Genomic DNA, 23,902 nt, shown 5'->3' with positions numbered 1-23,902 from the left:
CGATGAGCGAACAACCACGAATTCTCAATAATCGCTATCAATTAGAGCGAAAACTAGGCCAAGGCGGCATGGCAACGGTGTATCTTGGGCGCGATTTGCGACTCAATCGACCAGTTGCAATTAAAGTGTTACATGGCCAATATGCCAGTGACGAGCAATTTTTGCGCCGCTTTAAGCACGAAGCCGATGCTGCCGCCCAGTTGGGTCACCCCAATATTGTGCGGGTATATGATATCGGAGCCGAGGGCGATCTCCACTACATTGTGATGGAATATGTCCAAGGTACCGATCTCAAAGAAATTATTTCGTTGCAAGCACCCTTGCCCGTGCCACGCACCTTGGCGATTGTGCGCCAAGTAGCCGAAGCTTTGCAAGCAGCCCATGATAGTGGCTTGGTGCACCGTGATGTCAAGCCGCAAAATGTCTTAATTGATGCAAACGATTATGCCCGGCTGAGCGATTTTGGCATCGCCAAAAGCAAGCAATCCTCGGCATTAACTGATCCAGGCACAACCTTTGGAACTGCCGATTATCTCGCGCCAGAACAGGCTCAAGGTTTGGGGGCAACTCCGCTTTCCGATGTCTATGCCTTGGGCGTGCTAACCTATGAGATGCTGACCGGACGTTTGCCGTTTAGTGGCGATTCGCCCTTGGCAGTCGCCTTGCAGCATATCCAAGCAGCACCGCCGCCTTTGCGCAGCTATAACCCGTCGATTCCACCGCAGCTTGAGGCGATTGTGCTCCAAGCGATGTCGAAAGATCCTGCTCAACGCCCGCAATCGGCGCGAGCGTTTGCCGAGTTATTGCGGCTGTATCGTGAGCGTGGCAACCAAGCGACCATGGCCGTACCTTCAGCGAATGCTGGGCGTTTGCCACAAACCCAAGAGCCTGCCGAGGTACGTCCACCACGCCAACAACCAGCGCCACAAGCTCGTCCACGCCAAAATTATGCTCCGCCCTTGGCTGCCCAACAACCTGTACCAATGAATCAACCGCAGGCCCGTCAATCGTCTGGCTGCGGCTTATGGGTGATTGCAACCTTATTATTAGTTGGAATTGGCGGTTTGGTCTATGTGCTGATGTTTACCAATGTCATGGATTCAATCAGTCAAGCATTTGGTGGTAATAAGGCGACCCAAGTTACCCCAACTGGTGAACCCACCCCAGCTCCCGAGATGGTCGAAGTCCCAGATTTGGTTGGCAGAACCGAAAGCGAAGCGCTTGATCTGCTCAAATCGCTTGAACTTGGCGAACAACGCAAAGAGCCACGCAACGATCTCGCCCCAGCCGCAACCGTGATCGGCCAAGATGTTGCTGCTGGAACCAAGGTCGCCAAAGGCACGGTCATTCCGTTTACCTTGAGTTTGGGGCCAGCCCAAGTTGAAATTCCTGATGTAACCCGCCAACAATTTGATGCGGCCTCGGATGCCTTAGTTCGGGCTGGGTTTAAAGTTCGGCGCACCGACACGCCCGATCAAACCATTCCGGCGGGCTTTGTCTTGCGCCAAAATCCGCCAGCGGGCTTGAAATTGGCCCAAGGCAGCGAGATTGAATTAGTCGTGAGCGTCGGCGATCTGGTGATTTTCCCTGATCTAATTGGTCGCCAACGGGCTGAGGCTGAGGCGATTTTGGCAACGCGCAGCGATCTACGCCTCGATATTGTCGATGAGCAAGGGCCAGATTTGATTCCCAATTTTGATAGTATTGCGGCGAATATGGTGGTGAGTGCAACCGCCAATGGTCAGCCAGTCGATAATGGAGCTTTGATTCCACGTGGTAGCATAATTGTGCTTGGGGTGCGTCGCCCGTAATCAGATTGGGCCGATCGCTAGATTGATCAACAGGAGGATTCCAATGAGCCTTGATCGCCAAGCGGCATTTGAACGCCTCGCCAACAACGAACGATTGACCGACAATTTGACTGATGTGACGGCGAAAGCATTATTGCGTTGGGCTGAGCAACAACTTCAGGCTGGCGTGGCTGAGGCCGATGTGCTCCAAGCGGCGCGTCAAGCGAATCGTGATGATATTGTTGAGGTAAACGAGGTTCTGGCGGCAGCTAACTCAGCGTTGAATCAAGCGCATAAAGCAATTGTTGCAGAAACACCGCAACCAGTCGATCCAGCTGCCCAAGCTGGTCAAGCGGCTGCCAACGCACTGAGTCAATTAATTCCAAGTGTGGTCGAGCAAATGACCAAACTTGGTCAAAATGTACTTGATGGGGCTGGTCAAGCCGCCAAACAAAACGTCATCACTGCCAAGCTCGATCGCATGGGCCAAATGTTAGGGGCAAATGCTCGGCCCCGCTCACACCGCATCAAGCGCCGCCGGGGCTGGCGAGGATAAGAACATAGAGCATAGAGCATAGAACATAGGGTTCAGAGGGAAGGATGAGGGATGAAATTAAATAATTCGTGGAATTCGTGCAATTCGTGGCTAACAAATCTGATCCCTAAAACCTAGCCCCTAAACCCTACCCACATATCGAAAGGCTGGATTATGGCGCGTAGTACATCGACCACGAAGCTCAAGCCTTGGCAAATTGTCGTGATCCTGGTGATTGCTGGGTTGGTTTATGCCTATCAGGCGGGCTATTTTGATCGTTGGCTGGGCCGTACTAGCGTTGAGCCAACCAGCGTGGCTGGGCCAACGACACCCACAAATCCACCAACAATGGCCGATCCCAATAATGTGATCGCGGCGCTTGATCCAGATAAAGCCTATGTCGCCGAAGGAGCCTGGTATCAGGTGTTTTTTACCCGCCCAAGTTACCCTGAAAAAGCAGCTGGACGTAAAGGCGGGGTTGATGCGGTGATGATTGCCGATATTGATGCAGCCAAAAGCACAATTTATATTGCATCGTTCGATTTTGATTTAGAATTAATGACCGATGCCTTGATTCGTGCCAAAAAGCGTAAAGTCAAAGTTCAACTGGTGGTTGATGATGAAAATTTGGCTTCACCGGAAGTTGCTGAAACGACTGGACGTTTGGAAGCAGCCAAAATCCCAATTACGTGGGATGAGCGTTCAGCATTTATGCACAACAAAATCGTGGTAATTGACGATACAATTGTTTGGACTGGCTCGATGAATTTGGTTGTGAACGATGTTTATCGTAATAACAATAATATGATTCGTTCAACCATACCAGAGCTGGTTGCCAATTATCGCCAACGCTTTCTCGATATGTTTGCTGGCAAGATGGGTGGCAAAGCTCCCAAAAATACGCCTAATCCAGTAATTAAATTGGCTGGTGGAGTGCAGATCGAAACCTATTTTTCACCAGTTGATAAGCCGCGCTCCAAAATCGTCAATTATATTAAAAAAGCCAAGCAATCGGTGAATGTACTTGCATTTTCATTTACCGATGATGATACCGCCCAAGCCTTGATCGATCGTCATGAGGCTGGCTTGGAGGTTCAAGTCGTGATGGAGTCACGCAATGCTGAAGGCCTTGGCTCTGAATTTGGTATTTTGGAAGATGCTGGAATTCCAGTTTTACGTGACGCTAATTGTTATATTTTACATAATAAGACAATTGTAATCGACGAAAAGATTGTGATTACTGGCTCATATAATTTTACTGCGGCGGCTGAAAATAATAACGATGAAAATTTATTGATTATTACTGATCCCGATTTGGCTCGCCATTATTTGGCTGAATTTGATCGGCTGTATGCCCAAGCCGAAAATCCTGCTGGTTGTGGCCGTTAGCGAGTATTCATGCGGATTTTACACGTTATTCAGCGCTATTACCCATATATCGGTGGTTCGGAGCAGGTTTGCCAAGTAATTGCTGAACGGTTGGCCGCCGAAGGGCATACGGTCGATGTTTGGACGAGCAATGCCTGGGATCTCGATCATTTCTGGGCTAGCGGTCGGCGCACGATCGATCAGCCAACCGAGCAACACAATGGCGTAGCGATTCGGCGCTTTCCGATCGTGCGTGCACCTGGCCCAGCCTTGGTGTACCCAATCTTGCGGCGAGCAATGCTGGAACTTGGGCGTTTGCCAGCCACAAGCAGTTTGTTGATGGCGCTCAGCCAAATTACGCCGCGCATGCCAGCATTTAATCGTGCCCTAAGCCAAGAAATTGGGCAATTCGAGCTAGTTCATGCGGCGAACATTACCTTAGATTTTATGCTGATCCCAGCCTTGAAATATGCCAAGCAGGCTAAAATTCCGTTTGTACTTTCGCCATATGTGCATTTGGGCGTGCCTGGTGATCGCTCGTTGGTGCGCTATTACACCATGCCCCATCAGATTAAATTGATGCAGCAAGCCGATCGGGTGATTGTGCAAACGCCGCTTGAGGCCGATTATTTGGCCGATTGTGGAATTTCGCGCTCAACCTTGCGCTGCATTGGCGTAGGGGTTGAGCCACATGAATTGGCGGGCGGCGATGCTGAGCGTTTTCGCCAAGAAACGGGGATTCAGCAACCATTTGTGCTGTATATCGGCACATTGGCCAAAGAAAAGGGCGCATTCGACCTGATTCGTGCGATGGAGCAGCTTTGGGCCAGTGGGCGCAGCGAGCATCTGGTGATGGTTGGCACACCAATGGCCCATTTCGAGCAACTTTGGGAAATGCTGGATCCTGCCAGCAAGCAGCGGATTCATGTGTTTGCGCGAGCGCCGCAAGAACGCAAACGCGATGCCTTGGCCGCTGCCACACTGTTCGCCATGCCCTCACGCACCGACTCATTTGGAATCGTGTATCTTGAGGCTTGGTTATATCGCTTGCCTGTGATTGGTGCGCGAGCTGGTGGCGTTCCAGCGGTTATTCGCGAGGGCGAAACAGGCTTGTTGGTCGATTATGGCAATGTTGCCCAACTTACAGCAGCCTTGACTCAATTGCTGACCAACCCTGAGTTAGCCCAACGACTTGGACAACAGGGCTACGCGCAAACTTTAGCCGAGCTAACGTGGGAGCACAAATATGCTCAAATTCGGGCGGTTTACGCGGAGCTTGTTGAGGCTAGGATTCAGGGGTCAGGGATCAGGGGCTAGGATTCAGACTATTTAACGCAGAGGCGCAGAGTTATGAGATGGGGTTAGAGATCAGGAGCCAGACTTTACTCTAGCGGAATTGGGGATAAAATGCACGAATGATGGAATGAGAATCTTTCGCGTGCTTCGCGCCCTTGGTGGTTTCAACCCTGATCCCCGACCCCTGACCCCTGACCCCTCGTTTAGAAAGGCTAGTGAATGGAACATACAACGGCAACATTTACGGGCGGTAACAACACGACGATTTTTTATCAAACATGGCGGCCAGCTGCGCCCAAGGCCACAGTGGTAGTGGTGCATGGCTATGCCGAACACAGCGGACGTTATCAACATGTAGCCAAGGCTTTGGTGGCGGCCAACTATAGCGTTTGGGCGCTTGATCATCGCGGCCATGGTCAATCGCAGGGCAATCGCGCAACGGTCAAACATTTTGATGAATTTGTCAACGATTTAGCTAGTTTTGTGCGATTGGTACGCGATAAAGAGCCAAATGGTCCGTTATTTATGCTCGGCCATAGCATGGGTGGCTTGATCAGCACCCTCTACACCTTGGAATATGGGCACAATTTGCATGGTTTGGTCTTGACTGGCCCAGCTTTCAAAGTTGATGCCACCACGCCCAAAGTGGTGGTTAAAGTTGGCGCATTTATCAGCAAATTTCTGCCGAATTTACCAGTTGCGCCATTCGATCCCCAGTGGAACAGCCGTGATCCCAAGGTGGTCGAGGCCTTCAAGGCTGATCCATTGAATTACAAAGGAGGCATCAAAGCGCAAATGGGCAACGCGATGATCAACGCAACGCGGGTGATCGATCAACGTGCCAATGAAATTAGCTTGCCTGTGTTGTTATTGCAAGGCTTGGCCGATCGTTTGGTTAGTCCAGCTGGAGCGATTCATGCCTTTGGATTGTTCAAATCACAAGATAAAACCCTGCATAGCTACCCTGGCTTGTATCATGAAGTGCTGAACGAACCAGAACAAACCACATTAATCCCCCTCGTTATTGAATGGCTTGATGCCCACATGGCCTAAATTTGCCCATATTTCAAGCCATGCCAAAGCAATTTTGCCGTATTGCGAACCAAGCGCTCAGGATCGATTGTGCCTTGCGGTGTGATTTGATCTTGGAGCGCTAAGGTTGCTAAGCCATGAACGGCGGCCCAGGCCGTAAATGCTAGTTGGCGTGGCTCACCTGAGCCAATTAAGCCTGCCGCTTGGCCGCGTTCGATTGTGCCAACCAGCACCCCAAAACTAGCTTGGGCAGCGGCATGGGTGGCGGGGTATTGCAAACGATCAACCCCAGAAACCCCAAACATCAAACGAAATAAGGTGGCATTATTGAGAGCAAATTTTACATAGGCAATGCCACATTGAAAAAATTGCTCAGTTGGATCAGCTGTATACTCGGCCACTTCTCCAGCAACGAACGTTTGTAATTGCTCAAACCCAGCGCAGGCCAAAGCCGCCACCAAGGCCTCTTTATTGGGAAAATGGCGGTAGGCCGCTGCATGGCTCACGCCTGCCTCACGACTGATCGCGCGTAAACTCAACGATTCGATTCCTTGGCTGGTGAGCTGCTGCTTGGCGAGCGTCAAAAGGGCTTGGCGCAAATCACCATGATGATACCGTTCTTCAATCATTTGGCTACCTCAATGTTGACAGTGGTAACATTGCTTATTACAATAATTATCATACATTTGGCTAGACACAAATTGGCAATTCCTAGGGGGAACATATGGCAACTCAATCGATCAAACTTCCATGGCAAGCGCGGCTACTGCGCAATAGCATTGGCGGCTTGAGCTATCTTGCACCGCAACTGGCTGGGCGCATGGTGCTTCAGCTTTTTTTACAACCACGGCGGGCAACCAGCACTAAACCCTCAAAATTTCTGCAATCAGCCCAACGGTTGAATGTTGAGCATGCCGGGCGGCGTTTGCAAGCCTATCGTTGGGGTGCTGGCTCACGCAAAGTGTTGCTGGTGCATGGCTGGGAACACGATGCTCGGCGTTGGCATGCCTTGGCCCCACACTTAGCTGGTTTAGGCTACGAAGTAACGGCGATCGATGGCCCAGCCCATGGCGCTTCTGAAGGCAAAACCACCAGTATCCCTGATTTTAGCGCAGCTTTGGCGGCGACCGTGCAGCAACTTGGCCCGTTCGATGTGATTATTGCACACTCGTTTGGAGCAGCTTGCAGCGCTTGGATGCTGGGTACGCTTGATATCGCGCTACCGCAGCGGGTTGTGTTGATGGGTGCACCAACTAGCGGCGAATATATGACTGGCGCGTTTGCCGATGGATTTGGTTTATCGCAACGGCTTAAGCGTTTATTTGATCAAGCTTTGCAACGTCAATTTGGCCAACCAGCCAGCCATTATGCCATGAAATCAATGCCAACCCAGCATTTACCACCAGCCTTGATTGTCCATGATCGCAATGATCTACGGGTTGATTTTCGCTATGCGCAAGAATTACAGCAACACTGGCCTAATGCAGAACTATTGGCGACCAACAAATTGGGCCATAGTGGCATCCTCCATTCGACAGAAGTACTAGATAAGATCGTGACCTTTGTGGGAGGCGCAGGTTAGCCCACATGGGGGACACTAGAGTAATTACAAAAAATTAAATCGAGGAGGCACGCAATGGGGACTGATGTGTATGTGGATCGGGATGAAACGACTATTGACCTACACCAAACCATCATCAACTTGCGTGCCCAGAACTCGATCTACGAACAAATTTTAGATGCTATCCCCGATTTGATTTTATACAAAGGCCCAGGTTCGCATATTCGCTACGCCAATCGCGCTTTTCGGGAATACTATGGCATGGATAGCCAGCAGCTCCAAGATTTGATCGACGCTGATTTTAACCAACCGAGTTATACCGAGCAATATATTCGCGATGATGCTCAGGTGTTTCAAACAGGTCAAGCCTTGGTGATCAATTCTGAGCCAGTCACGCGTTATACAGGCGAGGTGCATCTGTTTGCAACCACCAAACACCCAATCCGTAATCACGATGGCTCGATCATTGGCACAGTTGGCATTTCACGCGATCTGAGCAACGAGGTAGCGGCCTCGGCTGCTCTAACCGATAACGAGGCCCGCTTACAACGAATCATTGAGAATGTACCTGGCATGGTCTATCAATTTTTGCTTGAGCCAGATCATACAATGCGTTTTCCCTTTGTGAGCACTGGCAGTCGCGATATTTATGGCCTAGAACCAGAAGCGATTATGCAAAATGCCAGCATTGTGACCGAGGCCGTCAATCCAACCGACCGTTTGCGCTTTCAAGAGGCGATTATGGCTTCGGCTCAAACGCTTGAACCATGGCGCTGGGAAGGTCGAGTTTATATCAATGGCCAAGAAAATTGGCTACAAGGGGCTTCGCGGCCCACAAAATTAGCCAATGGGGCAATTTTATGGGATGGTTTGCTGCTGAATATTACCCAACAAAAACAGGCTGAAGCCTTATTGGGCCGCTTCGATACCATTCTAAGCTCGACTCCTGACTTGGTAGCGATTGCAGATCTTTCAGGCCAGATGCAATATTTGAATCCAGCAGCACGGCGCTTGTTGCGACTTGAGCCTACCGATCAAGTCAGCCAATTAACCTGGTATGATTTGCATCCCGACAAAACCGAGCAAACATGGCTAGCCAAAACCTTGCACCATGCCCAAATTCATGGCTCGTGGATGGGCGAGCATCAACTAAAAACGGCCCAAGGCCAACAGCTACCTGTGATGTATCAAATGTTATGTCACTATGATATCGACCACCAACCCAGCTTTTTCTCGATGATCGCCCATGATATTAGTGACCAAAAACAGGCTGAGGCTGAGCGCCAACGCTTGCACGAAGAAGTTATTCGCACTCAACAACAAGCCTTGATCGAGCTTTCAACCCCACTGATTCCAATTGCTGATACAGTGGTGCTCTTGCCATTGGTTGGTAGCGTCGATACCGCACGAGCACAGCAATTTATGGAAACCTTGCTTGAAGGTGTACATACCAATAAAGCCCAAATCGCAATTGTCGATGTAACGGGCGTTCCGGTGATGGATACTCAAGTAGCAGGCCTACTCATTCGAGCTGCAACCAGCGTCCAGCTACTAGGAGCACGCGTAATTATCACTGGTATTCGACCTGAATTGGCTCAAACTTTGGTTACCTTGGGGGTTGATTTCCGCTCGATTATGACGCATAGTAGCCTGCAACAAGGAATTACCTATGCGATCAATGCGACCCGTGGACAGCAACTGAATGTGAGGTATCGCGGGAATTGATCGCTAGGCTGCAAAGGGAGCAATCATGACCATCCTGCATTCACTGAGTGATCTTTCATTGGCGTGGTTGACCGAACACTTGCAGCCTTGGTTAGGCTCAGGCATGATCAAGCATATGCAGCTGATCGAAGCGCATACGCCCAATTCGCAGCTTGGTCATATTCAATTACAATTGTTTCGCACGCCGATCAAAGCGCCACGTCAGTTGCTACTTAAAATTAATCATGAGCAGCATGGCGCTCATGAAGTGGCAATTTATCAGTATGCGCAGGCCAACGATCTTAATCATTTGCCGTTTGTGCAATGTTTTGGCGCTAGCTATGATCCGGTTTCGGGGGTTTCAAATCTTTTATTGGCCGATTTAAGCGAAACCTATGAGCCAGCAATTGCTCGCCATTCATTACTCACTGGCGAGCATGTTCCTAATGAGCAGCGGCGTTTTATGTGCATTGATAGCTTGGCTCAACTGCATAGTTCGTGGTGGCAAGTACCTGTGATTGGTGCGGCTGATCCGCCGTTTGCGCTGCGCGTGTGGTACAACGATTCAGCGGCGCATGCCCAGCATGTGCAACATCGCCAAGCCGAATGGCAGCAATTTCTGGCTCAGTATGGCGCAATCCTCACCGATACAATTCATGATCGTTTAGCTTCAACCTTGGCAGCCTTGCCCACGTTATGGCAACGCTGGTTGGAGCCACGGATCAGCAGCCGTCGCCAATTAACCCTCTCGCATGGTGCTTGCGCTTTCAACCAATTCTTCTGCCCCAAAAATCCCCAAGAAGATCATGCCTATCTATTGGATTTTAGCACTGCTTCGGCCAATTTGCCAACCTACGATTTGGTCACGTTGCTGGCAACATTTTGGAATCCAACCCAACGCGCGTTCTATGAAGAGCAACTATTGCGGCGCTATTTGGCAGGCTTAATCGGCGCAGGCATCGATTATTCATGGCAACAGCTTTGCAGCGATTATCGTTTGATGTTGGCTTATATGCTTTTCGAGCCAATTGGAAATGCTATCGATGGCGCAGATCAGGCCTATTGGTGGCCCAAACTTCAATGCCTCGCCGCTGCCAACGATGAATGGCAATCCGAACAGTTATGGCGCTAAAAGCGCGGAGAGTAGAGAGCAGAGATGTAATGGTTTATACGGTTAACAACTAGTAATGCCCTCACCCCAACCCCTCTCCCACTGCGGCGGACCAGGGGCGTTCCAAGTGATCATGATGGACTGGTTCCCCCTCGCCTCGCTGGGTGGGCTAGGGGGCTAGGGGGTGAGGGCATGCTCATCGTTTGTTACCGATCCCTAACAACTAATCCCCAATCTCCAACTAATCTAGCTTCGGCAAATCAAATGTACCATCGGGATTAACCGGAAATTCCACGATCTTATAAACGGCATCAAGATTGAGCGGCCCATAGATATGGGGAAATTGCATGCCAGTCTCGTAGCAATCTTCATAGACCAGTTTGGCGTGGAGCTGCGCTGGATCGATACATAATAATTGTAAATTGGCTTGGCCACGATAAAACGAATTGGCGGGAGTTAGTAATTGCTCAGGAGTCGAACAATGAATAAAGCCTTCTTCAGCCAGCGAAGCTGGGCGATATTCACCAGCAGCGACGGCTTGCTGCCACTCGGTGGGAGAAATAATGTGCAACAACATGGACATTCCTCTAGCAAACAATGAATCAATGCGGCGCATACACAGCCTGTATGCGCCGCATTGATTGTACTCGGATTAGCCGATTTTGCTAATGCCGAGGCTAAGTTTGCCTTGTTCCAATTCCATACTGCTGGTGTGATGGTTATCGTTAGCATCGCCAACGCTCAACACCTCACACAAAGTTTCGGCCTTGATATACTCGGCATATTCAGCCACGACTGCCGCCAAATCAACTTCAGTCCCCAAAGTTGCGTTGATCTTATCGGTGATCGCGAGATCTGCGGCCTTGCGAGCATCGTTAAGGTTGCGCACGATTTCGCGGGCGATGCCTTCGCGCAGCAATTCGTCAGTCAGCGTCGTAACCAACGCTACCAACAAGCCCTCACCTTCAGCAACGGCGTAGCCTTCGGGCGATGAGGCTTCCATCAATACATCGTCAGCGGCGAGGGTTAATGTCTCACCTTCAACTGCAACCTCGAAGCTAGCCCCAGTTTCAACTTTATGCGCAGCATCGGCGGCTTGCTCGCTGCTGAGATTCGCCAATACTTCACGCAAGGCTGGAACCAGTTTGCCAAACTTTTTGCCCACTGAGCGCAAATTGGGCTTGAAACGATAGCTGACCAAGCCATCGCCCACGCCAAGCCAGCGCACCGACTTGATATTGAGTTCGTCGCTCAGTTCAGCGCTCAGTTCGTCAAGTTGCTCGCCGCGTGGCAAGCGCACCAACACTTCGCTGAGTGGTTGACGCACGCGCATCCCAGCGTTCTTGCGAGCGGCACGGCCCAAGCTCACGGCCTTGAGCAACAAGTCGGTTTTACGGATCAATTCTTCATCGATCACTGCCAAATTGGCTTCGGGATACAGCGCCATATGCACACTTTCGGCGGCAGTTTGGTCGTAGCTGCGCACCAGATTTTGATACAACGATTCGGCCACAAATGGCGTGAATGGAGCCATCAGTTTGGAGATCGTCACCAAACAGGTGTACAAGGTTGAATAGGCAGCTTGCTTATCGCCGTTCATCTCGCTGCCCCAGAAACGCCGCCGATTACGCCGCACATACCAGTTTGAAAGCTCATCAACGAATTGTTCGAGCCGCTTGGCTGGCGTATTCATATCGTAATTGCTCAGATCATTACGCACATCGCGCACCAAAGCGTTGAGTCGTGCCATGGCCCAACGATCGATCGCTGCCAAATCGCCTTGCGCCAATTCAGGTGTCCAACCATCAACATTGGCGTAGGTTGTGAAAAAGCTATAGGTATTCCACAAGGTCAACAAGAACTGACGCAACGATTCGCTGACCAAATCGGCTGAGAAACGGCGTGGGTTGTAAGGCTGACCAGCAGCAAACATATACCAGCGCACCGCATCAGCACCATACTTCTCGACCATTTCCCATGGCGAAACGATGTTGCCCTTGGATTTGGACATCTTCTCGCCTTTGCCATCCAACAAGTGCCCCAAACAGATCACATTCTTGTAGGCTGGACGATCGAAGAGCAAGGTCGAAACCGCGTGCAAGGTGTAGAACCAACCACGGGTTTGGTCGATTGCTTCCGAGATAAAATCGGCTTGGCCGGCAACTTCGAATAATTCTTGATTTTCAAATGGATAATGCCACTGTGCAACGGGCATCGCACCTGAATCAAACCAACAATCGGCTACATCAGGAATGCGCTGCATCGTACCAGCTTCGCACTCAGGGCATGACCACGTAGGCGCATCAACAAATGGGCGGTGCATATCCAGATTGGCAGTATCTTGGCCCCAACGTTCGCCAAGCTCCGCCAACGAACCAAGCACATCGATATGTTGACAATTATCGCAGGCCCAGACTGGCAGCGGCGTGCCCCAATAGCGCTCACGGCTGATCGCCCAGTCGATGTTATTTTCGAGCCAATTGCCAAAGCGCCCAGCTTGGATGTGCTCAGGCACCCAATTGATCTTTTTGTTGTTGGCGATCAACTGTTGCTTCAAGGCCGTCGTGCGGATATACCACGATTGCTTGGCATAGAACAGCAACGGCGTTTTACAGCGCCAACAGAATGGATAGGTGTGCAGCACCCGCCCTGATTTGAACAATAAGCCTTGTTCTTTCAAATAGCGCGTGATTTTGGGATCAGCTTCTTTGAAGAACATGCCTGCAAAGCCAAAGCTTTCAAAGCTGCTCAGTACTTTGCCCGCTAAATCAACCGAGAACAAGGTTGGCAAGCCATACTTACGGCCAATTTCCAAGTCGCCATAAGCTGGCGCGATGTGCACGATGCCCGTACCATCTTCCAACGACACGAACTCATCGGCAACCACCCGATGGGCACTGCTCAAATCGATTGCTGCGCCATTATCGCCAACCCCTGGAAATAGCGGTGTATAGCGCAAGCCACGCAGATCGGCTCCAACAAAGCTGGCGAGTGTGGTGGCAGTTTCGCCCAACACCGCGCCAACCAAAGCCTCGGCCAAGATATAGCGCTGACCTTCGTGCTCAGCCAGCACATACGTTGCCTCAGGATTAACCGCCAAACCAGCGTTAGCCGGCAAGGTCCAAGGTGTCGTCGTCCATGCCAAGAAGGCGGCATCGGCAACTTGAGCATCTAAAGCATGGTCACTAGACGTATGTCGAAAACGTACCCACACCGATGGATCGTCAGTGTTATCTTGGTAGCCTTGAGCTACCTCGTGATCCGAGAGCGATGTCCCACAGCGTGGGCAATGCATCGTCACTTTATAATCACGATACAGCAATTCACGCTCGTGCAATTGCTTGAAGATCCACCACAACGACTCGATATATTTGTTATCATACGTGATATAGGGATCTTCAAGATCGATCCAGAAGGCGATCCGCTGGGTCAGTTTTTCCCATTCTTGGATGTAATCCCAAACTGATTGACGACAAGCAGCGTTAAATTCGGTGATGCCATATTTTTCGATGTCGGGCTTGCCCGCGAAGCCTAATTTCTTTTCAACTTCCAGTTCAACTGGCAAGCCGTGGGTATCCCAGCCACCGCGAGCGCCGATGACCTTTTTACCAAGCATGCGGTTGAAGCGCACCATAATATCTTTAGACGAACGAGCCTCGACGTGGTGAATCCCCGGGCGACCATTAGCCGTAGGTGGCCCTTCAAAAAAGACAAACGGACGCGAAGCATCACCATGGTCAAGCGTCTTTTTGACGATGCCATGGGCTTCCCACCAAGCGGCGATCTCATCCTCAAGCGTCGGAAACGACACCTTGGGATCAACTGCTGCAAACGCCATTGTTGACTCCTCGTTGACTAAAAACACAAAGCCCCGCCCCACACTGCTGGGACGAGGTTATCAAAAAGACCTCGCGGTACCACCCTGCTTGATAGTCGTTTGCACGAACTACCCACTTTAAGCCGTTGCCATCACAACGTCATCCCGATAACGGGGGATATCCGGTTCGCTTACTGCCAAAGGGTTCAGCGTTCAGCTCAGGAGAGATTTTGGTTGGGGTTGCTGATACGTGCCTTACACCATTTGCACGCTCGCTGATTCAGGATTTAGCCCAACTACTCGGCTCCGTCAACGCCTGTGACCCGATTGTACCATACTTAAAAGTCAGCCGTCAAAGGACTAAAGTATGAATTATGAGGGAGGAAAGAACATAGAACAAAGAGCATAGAGCAAGTTTAACGCAGAGGGTGGTAGGGGTCAGGATTCAGGGGCCAGAGGTCAGAATTCAGTAGTCAGTTAATTTAACTGATCCCTGATCCCCAACCCCTGATCCCTATCGCTTACAAACCTGCGACGTGTTCGTGGGCGTGATACGACGAGCGTACCATCGGGCCAGATTCGACGTGGCGGAAGCCACGGGCTAAGCCTTGCTCACGGAACCAAGTAAAGGTTTCGGGTGGTACATAACGGTCGATCGGCCAATGGTCGCCAGATGGCGAGAGATATTGGCCAATCGTCATTACGTCAACATCGGAGCGCCGCAGTGCATCCATCACGGTCAGCACTTCTTCATCAGTTTCGCCAGCCCCAACCATCAAGCCACTTTTGGTCACGATGCTAGGCTGAAGGTCGCGCGCCAAGCGTAACAATTCGAGGCTTTGATAGAAGTTGGCCCGCGGGCGGAACTTGCGAAACAAACGCGGTACAGTTTCGATATTGTGATTCAACACGTCAGGCCGCGCATCCATCACAATTCGCAAGGCATCCCAATTGCCATCAAAATCGGGAATCAGCACCTCGATTTTACATTCGGGCAATTGCTGACGAATTAAATTGATCGATTCGGCAAAAATATGTGCGCCGCCATCAGCTTGATCATCGCGATTGACCGAGGTCAGCACCACATGTTTAAGTTTGAGATGCGCAACCGCAGCCGCAATTCGCTGTGGCTCTTGTTCATCGATTGGTTTGGGCTTGCCTTTGCCAATCGCGCAGTAGCGACAACCACGAGTACAGGTATCGCCAAGTAATAGAAAAGTCGCTGTGCGATGATTCCAACATTCGCCGATATTGGGGCAATGGGCTTCTTCGCAGACCGTATGCAAATCGAGTTCGCGCATGAGGCCATGCACATCCTCGTAGTTTTCCCCTATCGGAGCGCGAGCTTTCAGCCATGCTGGGCGGCGCGGGGCCACCGGCGCAGCTTTGGGCGCTTCAAAGAGTGTAATTGTATCCATGAAAACCCCTTGGATAACGCAACGAGCAGCATTTGCTCTTGCTCATATTGTAACGTGCTTTTGCTGCTTGTCATGCATCCAAGGGTGAGCCATCGATCACATTGAACTCTATGTTAATTACGACTGAGCAATTAAGTCCATTTCAGTGGACATTGGGTTATCACTCGCTTCGTCGTGCAGCGAATTATCCTTGGTTTCTTTGAGCAAAACCATGCCAACCACAAAGGTCAACAAGGCGATTGCGATCGGGAACCACAGACCTGCATAGATATTGCCAGTGCTGCTGACCACTGCCGTGGCGATAAAGGGCAACCAACCACCAAAATAGCCGTTGCCAACGTGATAGGGCAGCGAAATCGAGGTATAGCGAATTTTGGCAGGAAACGATTCCACCAAAAAGGCCGCAATCGGGCCATACACCATACAGACACATAACACCAACCCAAAAATGATCAACGTGAGCAAAACGGTGTTAGGATTGTTGGCGACCGCAGGCGTGATAACCTTTCCACTCGCATCAAGCACTGCTGGGGTAATTGGGCCAGCCGCCGCTTTCAAAGCCATAAAGGCGGGATAAATCGCAATTGCACCGATTAAGTTGCCTGCCATCATCACCGTTTTGCGCCCCCATTTATCTGAAAGCGCTCCCATGACCACAAAAAACGGCATACCTAAAAACAAAGCAATTGCTACGATCGTATCAACAGTATTGGCTGGCACTTTGGCTTGAGTTTTGAGCCACGAGTTCACGTAAAATTGAGCGGTATACCAGATTACTGCTTGGCCAGCAGCGGCTCCAAATAATACCGTCAAAATCACCTTCCAATTACGCCGATTACCAAAGCTATCTTTGAGCGGAGCTTTCGAGGTTTTGCCCGCATGTTTGAGTTTGGTAAACAACGGCGATTCACTCATCTTCGAGCGAATGTAGACTGAAACGCCAACCAAGACGATTGAGAGCAAGAAGGGAATCCGCCAGCCCCAGCTATCAAAGGCTTCCTTGCTCATCGAGGTGCGCACAATCAAAATTACCAACAACGAGACAAATAAGCCCAGGGTGGCAGTAATTTGAATAAAACTGGTGTAAAAACCGCGCTTATGGTCGGGAACATGTTCAGCGACATAAACCGCCGCACCGCCATATTCACCACCAAGCGCCAAACCTTGGATGATCCGAATAATCACTAAAATGATCGGGGCGAGAATGCCAATTGAGGCATAGGTGGGCAAAATCCCAATTACTGTGGTTGCGCCGCCCATGATCAACAACGTGACCAAAAAGGCATATTTGCGCCCAACGATATCGCCAATCCGCCCAAACACCAGTGCTCCGAACGGTCGCGCCGCGAAGCCCGCTCCAAAGGTGGCAAAGGTTTCCAGTAAGGCCGCCGTTTCGTTGCCCGACTGATAGAAATTTGTCGCAATGACCGCAGCCAGGCTGCCAAAAATGTAGAAATCGTACCATTCAATCATGGTACCCAAAGCCGATGCAATGATAACCTTCCAAATTGTGGATTGCGATACAACGGTGGAATGCTGTGATGGCATGGGTGTGTTTGACATCGTGTTGCTCCTTCATTGCAACAACAAATTCAACCCAAATTGTGTGTGCCCTAGACAGCGAACATACCATGAGGAAATTAACGGGGATATCCTTCCAAGCGAAAACCCATACACCTCCTACATTAACGTGAGCCAAATTGAGGATGTTTGGCATAACAGCCTGGTTTTTGAACTCTCTGCGTGGAGCAATTCAGTAGGGTTGGGCATCAGTTGCCTAGATTGAAGGATGCGTGGCTGATGCAAAAAGAAGTTAAATTTTACTTAAAGCCGTTATGTCGGCGCTACAATAGCACTAGAGTATCGATATGTCAAGCAGATTTATGTACACTCAAATGATAGTTACGATTGTTAAGTATATTGATTAATTTTCTTGAAACATCTCTCTAGGTAGGGCGTATACCTCGGCAACATCCCATCTTCAATCTAGTCCTCATTGGATACGCCTCGGGTAATCAGCCTTTTTAGTGTGATCTTCAAGATCAAAGGATGTGTCGTGTGATGGATAGGCTTGACCTTCGTCGGTTCGGTCGGCTTTTAGGCTTGCTCATGATCGGAATCCTTGGCTTTGGAATGGCGATCCCTGCGGCTGCCACACCAGTTGCTCCTCACCAATCAGACCCTCAAAGCACTAGCACAACCACAAGTCTCCATGCAAGTATCAGCCAATCAACGGCTCATGCAGGTGATCAATCATTGATATTGGTCATTGAAGCTCGAACGATTCATGGTGAGCTTGACCTCGATTATCGCGGTTCAATTGACATCAATCCAAGCACCAGCGTTTTAGGGTTATATCAAAGCCCCTTGCAAGGCGTGCCTGATTATACGTTTACTGCTGCTGATGCTGGCCGAAAAGTTTTCGCAAATTGGGGCTTTGCAACTGCTGGTCAGCAATCAATAATCGTGATTGATCGGGCTGATAACAGTCGTTTTTCAACCACTAATAGCGTTGATGTCCAAGAAGTTGTGCTCCATGCTCTGTTTGAGACCACTGCTGCTTATGCAAGCGATCAATCATTAAGCCTGATAGTTGAAGCCCGCACAATGAGTGGCACTTTAGTTCCAACGTATCGCGGTTCACTTGATATCAATCCAAGTACAGGTGTTCTAGGGTTATATCAAAGCCCTTTGCAAGGCGTGGCCGATTATACATTTACTGCCGCTGATGCTGGCCGGAAAGTCTTCGCAAATTGGGGTTTTACGACCGCTGGGGAGCATTCGATCACCGTGATTGATCGGGCTGCACCGTTGCGCCGTGCAACCTCTAATCTGGTTACGGTTGCAGAAGTATTCCTGCACGCGAGTATCTCACCAACTGTGGCGTTAGCAGGCCAACCAAATCTTGTGTTGACGATCGAGGCGCGTGATCTGCTTGGTAATCTGGTTCCAGGCTATCGAGCACCACTTAATATCAACCCTAGTGCTAGTGTCATTGGCTTATATCAGAGTCCACTTAATGGAATTCCCGATTATACCTTCACTGCCCTCGATGCTGGGCATAAGGTTTTTAATAACTGGGGGTTTGCCAGCAATGGTTCACCCCAGATAACCATTATCGATCGCACGAATCCAGCCCGTTCAGTTGTTACTAATCAGGTATTTATTGGGGCCACGGCTTTTCGGCTAACATTCAATCGAACGATTGCCGTTGCCCGTGATCGGGCCTTTACCATGACGCTTGAGATCGTGGATACTCAGGGCAATCGGGTTCAAGGCTATCGTGGTGGCATTGACATCAATGCGAGTACAACGACGATTGGGTTACCCCAAAGTGCCTTCCAAGCTATTGCCGATTATACGTTTACGGCTGAGGATGCAGGGATTCACAGCTTTAGTAGCTGGGGGTTTTTGTCAGCCGGAACGCATAGTATTACGATCACAGATCGGGCTAATCCAGCGATGACGATTAGTAGTCCAGCCTTAATTACCACCCTTCCACCAATCCCTTCGATTCCACAGGCAACGAATCCACCAGTGGTAGAAACACTCCCAGCGACACTACCATTACCGCCAGTAATGGCGTATGGGTGGGGTGCACCGATGGAGATGGCCCAATACTTACCCAGCTCAGTCTGGCAAGGCTATCCCCAAGAAACTGTTCCATCAGGCCCAGGTACTCGCTATATTGTCACTGGGAATGTTCAAAAAGGTGGCTGGGAATGGGAATATAGCAGCTACTATATGGCCGTTTATCTGGGTTGGGAAAATCCGCCTGCCGATCATCGTGAATCAGGGGTTGGCATTGGCTATCTGCCGCACCAAGATCCAACATTTAATGCCCCTACCCAAGAAGATGGTAACCTAGCAACTTCAACGGTTTGGTTAAGTGGTTGGAGTACCTATTTCAACAATGATGGGGTGGGGCATCTTGGGCCAGGGCTAAGCGAAGCGGCTGGTATAACCGCCCAAGCAGCGCATATCAATGTTCATGGAGGAGGAAATTCCGGGGGCTTTGCTGAGGCTCTCGCAACTCCTGTAGAGGATCTCAGTTGCGACGGCAGCAATCGATCTGAAGTTACTACTGTTGGTGACCCAATCGATACCCGGAGCGGGCGGTTCTTTTTGGTAGAGCAAGATCTGGGGATTACAACTGGCTGTGAGGATATAGACCTCCATTTTACCCGCTCCTATCAGCGAACACTCCTACAAGGAGGGACACTTGGGGCAGCGTGGACTCATAATTATGAGCAACGAATCCACACATATGGGACATTAGTCCTGCTCCAACGCACTGGTGGCTATGCTCTATTCCAAGATGTTGGCAATCAAGTCTATGCTAGTGCACCTGGTTCACATCAAACTTTAGTTAAGCGAGCTGACGGTGGTTGGTTAGTTGTGCATCGTGATCGTCGAATCGATGTCTTTGATGCTACGGGGCGGCTGATTTCTCAACAAGATCCGAATGGCAATCAGATCTGGTTGACCTATGAACAATTTGCCCACGAACAAGATCAAGGCACTCGGCTAGCGCGAGTTGATGCCTTAGGCGGACGTTATTTATGGTTTGCGTATGATTATTATCGACCTCAACAATTAACTGCTGTAACTGATCATACCGGACGGCAAGTACGCTTTGGTTATGATGATTATGGCCGTTTGAGTCAGGTCACTGATCCATTAAACCAAACTTCAACTTACCACTACGCAAGCTACCACAGTATTCTCGATCAGCCTCAAGAAGGCGGTTGGCTGCTCAAATCAAAGCTTGATCCTAGAGGAAATTCAGTCTTTATCAATCAGTATGATCAACGCGGACGGGTTATCCATCAAGTCAACAATCAAGGCCAAGATTTAACGTTATCTTATGCGGTTGTCTCGGATACTAGCAACCTTATGGGAGCTACCAATGCAGCAGGGATGAATGTTGCTTCGCCTCCGTTGCTATTAACGACCACAATTACTGATCAACAAAATACCGTTACAACCTTGATTTATGGTTCGGATGGATTATTGCGTAAGATCGATGATTCACATGGTCGTTCGACTCGTTATACTGGCTACACCCAAACCCGTAAACCAACCACGATTACCAATGCCCTCAATCAAACTACTACCTTTGCCTATAATGAGCGTGGTCAGCCGATCCAAATTACTAATCCTGCCAATCAAGCAGTCTTCTTGACTTACGATGATTGGGGGATGCTAACGACGATTACTGATACTGTTGACCATGCGATTAACCTGACCTATCAAGGCCCAAACCTTGCCTCGATCACAACTAATGGTGGTAAGACCATTCAAGCCAGCTACGCCGATACTCATGGATGGAAGCAGTTATTACAGTCAATTAATAATTCAGGAATTACCGTTAATCTTGATTATAATAATGCTGGAGATTTGGTTTCTCTGCTTGATAGCAATGGTTATGGTAGCCAATGGACGCATGATTCGCTTGGCCGAGTTGTAACTGCCGTTCGCCCGAGTGGAGTGCGTCAAACAATCAGATATGATGCCAATGATCAAATTGTCGAAATCAAGGAGCAACCAAATCGACGCAATAATAATCAGCCAATCGTCGTTCGTACAACATCATTTAATTATGATCCTGCTGGTAATCTGATTAAAATTACTAACCCACGTCAACAAGTAACCAGTTTTACCTACGATGCCCAAAATCGTCGCATCAGCCAAAAACTAGCGAATAATGCAACGATTCATTTCGCAAACAATCCTGCCGAGGGGATGCAAAGTATTACTCCACCGAATGGTTTCAGCCATCAAATGATCCAATCACCATTGCTAAGCCAATATTTACCACCAGCACTTGACTCATTGGCGGTTGAAACAAATTTCCAATATGATCTACTTGGTAATTTAACCGAAATTCAACGACCCGGTGGATTAAATTTAAGCCTAGCCTATGATCTGCTTGGACGAACTACAACCATTACCACGGCTCAAGGTATAACGAGCATTGATTATGATCCAATTAGCAGTCTGCCAGCGACAATTATTGCGCCTGATGGCATTATTAGCACAACCTATAATCTGAATCAGCAACCAATTAGGACAATTTGGAGTGGTTCAATTAATGGCCAGCTTATTCAAGCCTTCAATCTCCATGATCAACCAATTAGTCAACAAATTAACCAACTTCCCCCGATCGACTACGTTTATGATCCGAGCGGTCGTTTAAGCCAAGCTGGCGAACAAGTGGTTAATTACAATCCGCAAACGGGCTTAATCGATAGTACATCCCTAGGGCTAATCGATGCACGTTGGCAATATAACCAATTTGGTAATCCCCAAGCCTATACTACCGAATGGTATGATAAACGTGGGCTAGGTGAATTAAATTATGGCACCACCTATACCTATAATGCGCTTGATCAAATTACTACACTTACCGAATATCGCTTAACTTCGGCAATCGCACCAATTCAGTATGGTTATGATCAAATTGGACAATTGATTTCGGTTAGCCAAAATGGCACTCCAATTGCCAACTATACCTATGATCTTAATGGCAATCGACTTACAACGACAACCCCCACGAGTAGCATTACGGCAACCTATGATTCCCAAGATCGTCTGATTCGCTGGGGTTCAACGAGCTATACCTATACAGCCAACGGCGAGCGTTCAAGCCAAACCAACGGCATTGATACAACAACCTATAGCTATGATGCTCATGGAAATTTGCTAGAAGTGAGTTTACCGAATACCACCACCATTCGTTATCTCCACGATGGGCTTAATCGGCGGATTGGTAAGCAAGTCAATGGGTCACTAGTGCAAGGATGGCTCTATGCCGATGGCCTGAATCCAATTGCTGAGCTTGATAGCACAGGCAACGTTGTAGCCCAATTTATTTATAGTGTTAATCGCTATGTTCCCAATCTGATGATCAAGCATGGCCAAACCTATCAGATCATCACCGATCATCTTGGGAGTCCACGTTTTGTAGTTAATGCCGATACTGGAGCAATTGCACAGGCATTAACCTATGACCCATGGGGCAACTTGCTCAGCGATAGTAATCCAGGATTTCAGCCGTTCGGTTTTGCAGGAGGGCTATACGACCCAAATACAAGGTTAACGCGTTTTGGTGTACGCAATTACGATGCCCTAACAGGCCATTGGACGGCTAAAGATCCGATTGGGTTCGCTGGCGGTGATCCGAACCTCTATCGTTATGTTGGCAATGATCCGATTAATCAAATCGATCCTTCAGGAAAGAAAGGCTTCAAGAGCTTTCTTGGCAAAATTGCCTGGGACTTGTTGACAGACTTCTTGCCAAAATTTGGTAATAATGTTTTCGACCAGCTGTTGGCAAAGGCCTGTGTTGATTGGGAGCTAGCAATTGGTGACAGCGTAAAGGCCTATATGGAAGGTAAAGTCGAAGATGGTTTTATCGATCTCTTCTTTATAAATCTGCCTAATGGACTAAATAAGGAGTTTTTGGAGTTTGCTAAAGAAACCTATGATTATGCGGATACGATTTATGAGTATTCGGAAATCGCGATCAAGAACTATCTACTTCAATTACAACAGAATTAAGCATTAATTTTATGTGCTCCTGCCATAACCAAATAAAGGTTATGGCAGGAACCTGCAAATTTTTTATGGCTCGATCATGCCACGGCGAATCGCATATTTGACCAGATCAGTCCGATCATGCAGGTCGAGCTTTTCCATAATATTGGTGCGATGACTTTGCACAGTTTTCACACTAATCACCAATTGAGCGGCAATTTGGCGGTTAGTTAAGCCCTCGGCAACCAATTTCAAAACCTCTAATTCGCGATCAGTGAGATCGGCCAGCTTCACGGTATCGCTATCGCCCAATTGGTTGAGTTTGGCAATCAAAGCGGGGTCGAGATACGAATCGCCACGTTGGACGGCGCGAATCGCCGAAACTAACTCAGTTGCCGCAGCACGTTTGAGCACATAGCCGGTTGCGCCTGCGCGCAAAGCTTCCTTAAGATACTCCTCGCCTTCGTGCATACTCAAAAAAATCACTTTGGTTTCGGGCGAACGGGTGCGAATTTCGCGGGCGGCGGCCAAACCATTCATGCCAGGCATAGCAATATCTAGCACGGCTAAATCAGGATGTAGCGCATCAGCCAGATCAACCGCCTCTGTGCCATCGTTGGCAGTGCCAATCACCCGAAAATCGGGCTGAGCTTCCAACACCATACGCACGCCATCACGCATTACGGCGTGATCATCGGCCAATAAAATTGTTATTTCGGCAATTGCCATAG

At 49.3% G+C, this 23,902-nt stretch carries 15 protein-coding genes and 1 other annotated feature; of the genes, 9 read left to right on the top strand and 6 right to left on the bottom strand.

Annotation, left to right across the window (positions count from 1 at the left end):
• The first annotated feature begins 2 nt into the window (after positions 1-2).
• The 5 genes from pknB to ABEB26_RS08850 all read left to right on the top strand — a co-directional run bounded on the left by pknB (position 3) and on the right by ABEB26_RS08850 (position 6,042).
• Positions 3-1,811 (top strand): Stk1 family PASTA domain-containing Ser/Thr kinase, encoded by a 1,809-nt coding sequence (pknB, locus tag ABEB26_RS08870; RefSeq protein ID WP_345721612.1) that lies wholly within the window; start codon positions 3-5, stop codon positions 1,809-1,811.
• A 43-nt stretch (positions 1,812-1,854) separates the two neighbouring features.
• On the top strand, positions 1,855-2,346 hold the full coding sequence (locus ABEB26_RS08865; protein WP_345721611.1) for a hypothetical protein: 492 nt from the start codon (positions 1,855-1,857) through the stop codon (positions 2,344-2,346).
• Positions 2,347-2,499: 153 nt separating this feature from the next.
• Positions 2,500-3,714 (top strand): phospholipase D-like domain-containing protein, encoded by a 1,215-nt coding sequence (locus ABEB26_RS08860; RefSeq protein WP_345721610.1) that lies wholly within the window; start codon positions 2,500-2,502, stop codon positions 3,712-3,714.
• A gap of 9 nt (positions 3,715-3,723) precedes the next feature.
• Complete coding sequence (locus tag ABEB26_RS08855) at positions 3,724-5,010, top strand: glycosyltransferase family 4 protein (protein WP_345721609.1); 1,287 nt, start codon at positions 3,724-3,726, stop codon at positions 5,008-5,010.
• 198 nt (positions 5,011-5,208) lie between these two features.
• The gene (locus tag ABEB26_RS08850) at positions 5,209-6,042 is read left to right on the top strand and encodes an alpha/beta hydrolase (protein ID WP_345721608.1); all 834 of its coding nucleotides are present in this window, start codon (positions 5,209-5,211) and stop codon (positions 6,040-6,042) included.
• On the opposite strand, the gene ABEB26_RS08845 is transcribed toward ABEB26_RS08850, so the two are convergent.
• A complete protein-coding gene (locus ABEB26_RS08845; RefSeq protein WP_345721606.1) occupies positions 6,039-6,650 on the bottom strand; it encodes a TetR/AcrR family transcriptional regulator in 612 nt (203 codons plus the stop codon). The two genes, ABEB26_RS08850 and ABEB26_RS08845, sit on opposite strands and share 4 nt — an antisense overlap.
• A gap of 95 nt (positions 6,651-6,745) precedes the next feature.
• Here ABEB26_RS08845 and ABEB26_RS08840 point away from each other — a divergent pair, with 95 nt between their 5' ends.
• From ABEB26_RS08840 to ABEB26_RS08830, 3 genes are read left to right on the top strand one after another with little or no spacing between them, the layout of a single operon-like run.
• Positions 6,746-7,603, top strand: coding sequence for an alpha/beta fold hydrolase (locus tag ABEB26_RS08840; RefSeq protein WP_345721605.1), 858 nt, complete (start codon positions 6,746-6,748; stop codon positions 7,601-7,603).
• A gap of 54 nt (positions 7,604-7,657) precedes the next feature.
• The gene (locus ABEB26_RS08835) at positions 7,658-9,307 is read left to right on the top strand and encodes a PAS domain-containing protein (RefSeq protein WP_345721604.1); all 1,650 of its coding nucleotides are present in this window, start codon (positions 7,658-7,660) and stop codon (positions 9,305-9,307) included.
• Positions 9,308-9,332: 25 nt separating this feature from the next.
• Positions 9,333-10,418: a phosphotransferase gene (locus ABEB26_RS08830; RefSeq protein ID WP_345721603.1), complete on the top strand. Its 1,086-nt coding sequence runs from the start codon at positions 9,333-9,335 to the stop codon at positions 10,416-10,418.
• 220 nt (positions 10,419-10,638) lie between these two features.
• Here ABEB26_RS08830 and ABEB26_RS08825 read toward each other — a convergent pair whose 3' ends face one another.
• The 4 genes from ABEB26_RS08825 to ABEB26_RS08810 all read right to left on the bottom strand — a co-directional run bounded on the left by ABEB26_RS08825 (position 10,639) and on the right by ABEB26_RS08810 (position 17,195).
• Complete coding sequence (locus ABEB26_RS08825) at positions 10,639-10,974, bottom strand: DUF952 domain-containing protein (protein ID WP_345721602.1); 336 nt, start codon at positions 10,972-10,974, stop codon at positions 10,639-10,641.
• Between the two features lie 75 nt (positions 10,975-11,049).
• On the bottom strand, positions 11,050-14,235 hold the full coding sequence (gene ileS / locus ABEB26_RS08820) for an isoleucine--tRNA ligase (protein ID WP_345721601.1): 3,186 nt from the start codon (positions 14,233-14,235) through the stop codon (positions 11,050-11,052).
• A gap of 44 nt (positions 14,236-14,279) precedes the next feature.
• Positions 14,280-14,536 (bottom strand) — a binding site (T-box leader).
• 199 nt (positions 14,537-14,735) lie between these two features.
• Positions 14,736-15,632 (bottom strand): lipoyl synthase, encoded by an 897-nt coding sequence (gene lipA / locus ABEB26_RS08815; protein ID WP_345721600.1) that lies wholly within the window; start codon positions 15,630-15,632, stop codon positions 14,736-14,738.
• Positions 15,633-15,749: 117 nt separating this feature from the next.
• Entirely contained in the window at positions 15,750-17,195 is a 1,446-nt protein-coding gene (locus tag ABEB26_RS08810) for an MFS transporter (RefSeq protein WP_345721599.1), read from the bottom strand.
• Between the two features lie 498 nt (positions 17,196-17,693).
• On the opposite strand from ABEB26_RS08810, the gene ABEB26_RS08805 reads away from it, so the two are divergent.
• Positions 17,694-23,195, top strand: a complete 5,502-nt coding sequence (locus ABEB26_RS08805; protein ID WP_345721661.1) for an RHS repeat-associated core domain-containing protein — start codon at positions 17,694-17,696, stop codon at positions 23,193-23,195.
• Positions 23,196-23,258: 63 nt separating this feature from the next.
• Here the strand turns inward: ABEB26_RS08805 and ABEB26_RS08800 are convergent, their stop codons facing one another.
• The gene (locus ABEB26_RS08800; RefSeq protein WP_345721598.1) at positions 23,259-23,900 is read right to left on the bottom strand and encodes a response regulator; all 642 of its coding nucleotides are present in this window, start codon (positions 23,898-23,900) and stop codon (positions 23,259-23,261) included.
• Between the last annotated feature and the right edge of the window lie 2 nt (positions 23,901-23,902).

Origin of the sequence: Herpetosiphon gulosus (genome assembly GCF_039545135.1) — a bacterium.
Lineage (GTDB): Bacteria > Chloroflexota > Chloroflexia > Chloroflexales > Herpetosiphonaceae > Herpetosiphon > Herpetosiphon gulosus.
This window is presented reverse-complemented; position numbering and strand designations above follow the sequence as displayed.